The organism is Pseudoalteromonas arabiensis (assembly GCF_001550155.1).
GTDB lineage: Bacteria > Pseudomonadota > Gammaproteobacteria > Enterobacterales > Alteromonadaceae > Pseudoalteromonas > Pseudoalteromonas arabiensis.
In genome coordinates, this window is the sequence record NZ_LRUF01000024.1 from 1 (window position 1) to 4,864 (window position 4,864).

6 protein-coding genes are annotated in these 4,864 nt (G+C 42.0%); 4 read left to right on the forward strand and 2 right to left on the reverse strand.

The window, feature by feature from the left end; translation table 11 throughout:
* Positions 1–94: 94 nt before the first annotated feature.
* The 3 genes from PAARA_RS13230 to PAARA_RS13240 all read left to right on the forward strand — a co-directional run bounded on the left by PAARA_RS13230 (position 95) and on the right by PAARA_RS13240 (position 3,980).
* Positions 95–1,423, forward strand: a complete 1,329-nt coding sequence (locus tag PAARA_RS13230) for an IS4 family transposase (protein WP_062567086.1) — start codon at positions 95–97, stop codon at positions 1,421–1,423.
* Between the two features lie 85 nt (positions 1,424–1,508).
* Positions 1,509–3,347: a DUF294 nucleotidyltransferase-like domain-containing protein gene (locus tag PAARA_RS13235; protein WP_062569506.1), complete on the forward strand. Its 1,839-nt coding sequence runs from the start codon at positions 1,509–1,511 to the stop codon at positions 3,345–3,347.
* Positions 3,348–3,356: 9 nt separating this feature from the next.
* Positions 3,357–3,980: a 3'-5' exonuclease gene (locus PAARA_RS13240; RefSeq protein WP_062569507.1), complete on the forward strand. Its 624-nt coding sequence runs from the start codon at positions 3,357–3,359 to the stop codon at positions 3,978–3,980.
* A gap of 24 nt (positions 3,981–4,004) precedes the next feature.
* On the opposite strand, the gene PAARA_RS13245 is transcribed toward PAARA_RS13240, so the two are convergent.
* Positions 4,005–4,283, reverse strand: a complete 279-nt coding sequence (locus PAARA_RS13245; RefSeq protein WP_062569508.1) for a type II toxin-antitoxin system RelE/ParE family toxin — start codon at positions 4,281–4,283, stop codon at positions 4,005–4,007.
* Positions 4,280–4,564: a type II toxin-antitoxin system TacA family antitoxin gene (locus tag PAARA_RS13250; RefSeq protein ID WP_062569509.1), complete on the reverse strand. Its 285-nt coding sequence runs from the start codon at positions 4,562–4,564 to the stop codon at positions 4,280–4,282. Before PAARA_RS13250 ends, PAARA_RS13245 begins: the two co-directional genes overlap by 4 nt.
* Before the next feature lie 84 nt (positions 4,565–4,648).
* Between PAARA_RS13250 and PAARA_RS20670 the strand changes: the two genes are divergently transcribed.
* Positions 4,649–4,864 (forward strand): hypothetical protein (locus PAARA_RS20670; RefSeq protein ID WP_209438186.1); only part of this gene is annotated, 216 nt, incomplete at its 3' end.

Consider the following 4,864-nt stretch of genomic DNA (forward strand, 5'->3'; position numbering starts at 1 on the left):
TAATGCCGATCAGTTAAGAATATTTTCATGATCGGTTGACCGATCTTTTAAAGGCTTCAAAATCCGATATCAGAAACTGATATCGGATTTTTTTATGTCTTTACTCACAAACCTCGATGAAACATTTAGTCATGCGGAAGACTTGAAGGCTGTCGATAAGCTTATGTCTTTTGTCGACCCTGAACTTCTTCAGCAAGCCTATACACTATCGGGCGTAGCAACTATCAGACGTCGCCGGTTACCTCTGGATTCGGTCGTATTTACTATCGTGGGTATGAGTCTTTTTCGTAATGACCCTGTCTGGGACATCGCAAATAAACTTGATATCTCATTACCAGGTAAAAATCGATTTGTTGCCCCCAGTGCGGTAGTTCAAGCTCGGCAACGACTAGGTGATGAAGCTGTCGGTCACGTCTTTAAGCTGATGGCACAACGGGCCTTTGGTGATTTTGCCTTTGAACAGTGGTGTGGTTTAAATGTGTTAGCAGTTGATGGCGTGATGTTTCGTGCTCAGGATACCGGTGAGAACCTTACTGCATTCGGTTGTGACCGTAATGCTAAAGGCGATAATCCGTATCCACAGGTACGCATGTGTAGTCTGATGGAAACCTCCAGCCACCTTCTACTGGCCAGTGAGTTTGACAGTCGGGATGTGGGGGAGATGTCTCTTGCGCAGCGGCTTATTCCTTCGGTTCCCAATAACTCTCTGACTCTTTTCGACAGAGGATATTATTCGCTGGGGTTATTGTACTTATGGATGACTAAAGGCGTTAATACGCACTGGATGCTCCCTGCCCGTAAAGATCTACAGTACACAGTAAAACACCGACTAAGCGAACATGATGCTGTTATCACTCTCAAGACTTCGCCTCAGGCTCGGAAAAAATTTGATGGTCTACCAGAAACCATCGACGCGAGGCTAACCAGTTACAAAGTAGACGGGAAAAGCTACCATGTGCTCAGTTCAATGGTCGATGTATTGCAGTTTCCCTACGAAGAAGTTGTTGATGTGTACGTTCAACGCTGGGAAATAGAGCTAGGGTTCAGGGAAATGAAACAGACGCTAAATCAGGCCAAGCTAACACTTCGTAGCAAGAAACCTGAGATGGTACGACAGGAGCTCTGGGGACTACTACTGGCCTACAACCTGATTCGGATGATTATGCTGGATGCCGTTAAAGATATGCCTGAGCTATCCCCATCGCGGCTTAGCTTCGGCCTCTGCATGAGACACATCATCGTGTTCTTCCTAACCACTTTACCGGAAACAGTAACCAAGTTGCCCGTTCACTATGAATACCTGATGGAATCGTTAAGGATGATGAAATTACCTGACAAACGGCCTGATAGGTATTACCCAAGAGTTGTGAGGAAAAGACCGACTAAATACCCCACAAAGAAAAAAGCCAGTCAGCTTAACTGACTGGCATTACGACTTAAGTCGGGCTTTTTATTTATTTAAAACGGGAGTAGTGTAGATAATGCCCCATCGAATAGCGAGAATGACCATGAATACCGAGCAACAGGAAGTCGCCCAATTTGTGATGCAGCAAACCCCCTTTAATCAGCTTGATATGGCTGCCTGCGAGTACTTTGTTAACCATCTCGATATTATTTACCTTACCCGTGAGAATCAAAATCAGTGGTTAAGCTCAGAAAATCCAAAGTTGTTTTTGATTCGCTCTGGTGATTACGATTTGGTTGATGCAAAAGGCGATGTGATTGCTAAGTTGGCAACTGGCGATTACTTTGGCTTTCCCTCATTGCTAACAGGCGAGGCCATTCAAAATAGTATTTCTGTGCAAAAGGAAGGCATTGTCTACATGTTAGGCCAAGCGGCATTTGACTATTTGCGTCGTGAATACAAAGTATTTGAGCAATACTTTGTGCGAGCTCACAAGAATCGCCTGCTTTCATCTCACTATAAGAGTCAAAATGAGAGTTGGTCTGAAAAGAAAATAGCGGAGTTGATGAACCGAAAAGCAGTCATCTCAGCACCTGATGCGAGCATTCGACAAATCGCTAAGAAAATGAAAAAACAGGGTGTCTCGTCGATTATGCTTACAGAAAATGAGCGTTTAGTGGGGGTCGTTACAGACAGAGACTTGCGCAACCGTGTATTAGCCGATGAGGTTGACCCGCAAGAGTCTGTCAGCAGTATTATGACTGCTAAACCAAAGTTTATTTTTGAGAATAATCGGGTGTTTTCAGCGTTGCACTTGATGCTCAAATACAATATTCATCATTTACCTGTACTTGATGAGCACCATAAACCATTGGGTATGCTAACCAGCACTGATTTATTGCGCCAGCAAAAAAGTGACCCTGTGCAATTGATTGGTCGTATTTATAAAGCGCATAGTGTGGTTGACTTAAAACGCTATTCGCAAGAAATCCCGAGCTTATTAAAAGGTTTTTCGAATAATATCGATGATATCTCACTGATTGGTAAATTATTAAGTGGTTTAACCGATGCCTTGACCTCGCGCTTAATTCTTTTGTTTCAAGAAGATAATGGTGCTGCGCCAACCAACTTTAGCTTTATTTGCTTTGGTTCGCAGGCCCGTGAAGAACAAACCCTTCATTCAGATCAAGACAATGGTTTACTGTTGCCAGATGGGTTAACTGAACAGCAGCAAGATTACTTCAGACGTATGGGCGAGTTTGTATGCGAGCAGTTGACTGAATGCGGTATTAAACGTTGCCTAGGTAATATTATGGCGAGCAACCCACAGTGCAGAATGGGTATAAGTGCATGGACTGAAAAATTCTATAAATGGATTACCTCCCCCACGCCAGAGGCCATGCTCAATTGCAAAATATTTTTTGATTTACGGTTTATTGAAGGCTCAACAACCTTATATGCAAGCTTCTGTGAACAATTAAAACGTATTTCTAAAAATGACTTATTCTATGCGGCTATGGCCAGTGATATTAAAAATACACCTGTACCAATCGGATTGTTTAATCAATTTAAGCTAGAAAAAGATGACAAGCAGCATAAGTACCTTGATTTAAAAAAACGTGGTGTGGTGATCATCAACGATATAGTGCGTTTATATTCTCTCAAAGCGGGTATTCAGCGGGCTAATACGCAAGAGCGAATCGATGCCTTAATGAGATTTTCATTACTCAATAAAGATGATTTGTATAACCTAAAAGATTGCTGGCGTTTTTTAACGCAGCTGCGTTTAGGTACGCAAATAAATGAAGAAGGCCTACCGAGTAACTGCATTAATCCAAATGCCTTAAACTCCCTAGAGCGCCACCAATTAAAAGAAGCGTTTTACTTGGTTAAACAAGCACAGCAAGCTGCTGCCTTTAAATTTGCTCGCGGAAGTTTATAGGAGAGCACAATGGTAAAACGCTGGTTAAGTCGGTATTTAGCACGCAAGCAATTATTGGCGTCTAATGCCTATAAAGAACGCTACATTGTGATCGATATGGAATTAACAGGTCTTGATCCTCGCAAGCATGAAATCGTCTCTGTGGCGTGGGTGATGATAGAAGATCAATGTATTAAACTCAGCGGTGCTCAGCACTTAATAAATAAAGACGTGCAAAGTTTAGAGCAAAGCCCGATTTATCACGGTATTGCTAAGCAAGATATAGATGCAGGCGAAAGCTTAGAAACGATCCTTGGCAAGCTGCATGAGCATTTTGATGAGTGTATTTTGGTGTTTCATAATGCGGCGCTGGATTGGGGGTTTTTAAAACAAGCGTGTCGTAAGTTCGGTTTAAAGGCAAAAGCGCGTTTGATTCTTGATACTTTTGTGATTGAAAAAAAGCGCCTCCATAAACAAGGTCATGAAATTGGCCACGATGACTTAACTCTCAGCGAATGTCGCAAACGTTACAATTTACCGCATTACAGCTCGCACCATGCCCTTACTGATGCCATGGCAACTGCCGAGTTATTCTTAGCGCAGTGCCATCAAATCAGCCGGGGTAAACCATTAAAAGTAGGGGAGGTGGTTTGATTAGCAGGCGTTATTTGAAAAGGGTTAATCTCGAGGGAATTTTTGTTTTTGATGTAGAACACGCATGACACGTATTATGTCATCCTCGACCCAATAGGAAATAATCATCGAGATTTCAGGGATAATGAGCAGTCGCCCTTTGATGCATGTACGCTCTACGCCCATCAAAGGCTGGGCTAATAAATTTTCTACCTTAGCTTCGATGAGCTCATCGGTTTTGTCTGCAGCACTTGGGTTAAAGTGATAAAGATAGTCGAAGATTTTTTCACGATCATTTAAAGATTCATCTTCCCATAGGATCATAGATTGCCTCTATTGCGTATTTTTGCTTTACGCTCAGCCATGCGGGATTTAGCTGTTTTGTTGTCGATAAAAGTACTTTCACCAGCCTCATATTTATCGAAAGCTTGATTTACTTGCTCTGTTAACCAAGCGTCGTGAGACAGCGATTTTCTTTGCTGTTCAGCTAATTGCTCTGTGAGCTCTCTACAAGCATCACTAAGTGTTTTACCTTGGCTTTGTGCCATTTGCTGAGCAAGTCGTTTAGTTTCTTCATCAACTCGAAATTGAATTCTGGTATCCATGCTAGACTCCTGACTTTTGTGTGTACAAATGTTAGCACTAGTGTGAGGGTTGGGCAACTAACTTACTTTTTAATTAGAGTTAAGGTGAGTGGTAATTTACTAGCGAAGAAATTCTTTTTACTTGGCCCTCTTATAAACTCTTCAGGTCGATTACCAAAACTGCGCCATCTAAAACATGCCAAGCAATTTTTATTTTGGCTGACCTCTTATAAAAATGTGCCAGGTCGATTACCAAAACTGCGTCATCTAAAACATGCCAAGCAATTTTTATTTCACCTGACCTCTTATAAAAATGTGTCA

Bases quoted from the DNA above. Each gene is read 5' to 3' on its own strand.
- PAARA_RS13230 (WP_062567086.1), top strand. From the start codon at position 95: ATGTCTTTACTCACAAACCTCGATGAAACATTTAGTCATGCGGAAGAC.
- PAARA_RS13235 (WP_062569506.1), top strand. From the start codon at position 1,509: ATGAATACCGAGCAACAGGAAGTCGCCCAATTTGTGATGCAGCAAACC.
- PAARA_RS13240 (WP_062569507.1), top strand. From the start codon at position 3,357: ATGGTAAAACGCTGGTTAAGTCGGTATTTAGCACGCAAGCAATTATTG.
- PAARA_RS13245 (WP_062569508.1), bottom strand. From the start codon at position 4,283: ATGATCCTATGGGAAGATGAATCTTTAAATGATCGTGAAAAAATCTTC.
- PAARA_RS13250 (WP_062569509.1), bottom strand. From the start codon at position 4,564: ATGGATACCAGAATTCAATTTCGAGTTGATGAAGAAACTAAACGACTT.